The following is a 463-nucleotide window of genomic DNA, read 5'->3' on the forward strand; positions in this document are numbered from 1 at the left end:
AATGTTATCTTTGGAAATAAGAGATGGGCTCTCGATTCCTCGCTGCATCCAGAAAAGTGGAATAAAGCTTCCCGAATTCAGCATTAGTCGCGGGGAGAGAGGGCTAGAGGCATACGCATTGCCATCGATTTATTCGCCGGCCGCACGATTGATGATTGATGGGAGTCGCTATTTTATAGTTTATACTTACGATGGAGGATTTTTTAGTAAGGTGGAGGTGGCAGCTCCATTGCTCAATGGCATAGATGAGGGGGAGAGTCTTAATCTGAGCTTGGCAATGGTTGAGAATGCGGATGGCGAAAGCCATCTATGGTGGTACTTGAACGGTGAGCGAGTGCAGAAGATTGGTGAGTATTATTAAATAATGAGGGGGGAATAGGAACGCATCCTATTTCTCCCCTTAAAGCCGGATTTTATATCGGAATCACTTTGTCGTCTGTTTCTGGCCGAAACCAGCTCTCAA

Annotated in this window: 1 protein-coding gene; it reads left to right on the forward strand. The window is 45.8% G+C overall.

What is annotated here, in order from left to right; all coding sequences use genetic code 11:
- Window positions 1–361, forward strand: a 361-nt coding sequence (locus tag CVH10_RS26625; protein ID WP_219924751.1) for a hypothetical protein, incomplete at its 5' end; no start/stop codon positions are given.
- Between the last annotated feature and the right edge of the window lie 102 nt (window positions 362–463).

The organism is Halomonas sp. ND22Bw (assembly GCF_003011945.1).
Lineage (GTDB): Bacteria > Pseudomonadota > Gammaproteobacteria > Pseudomonadales > Halomonadaceae > Halomonas > Halomonas halophila.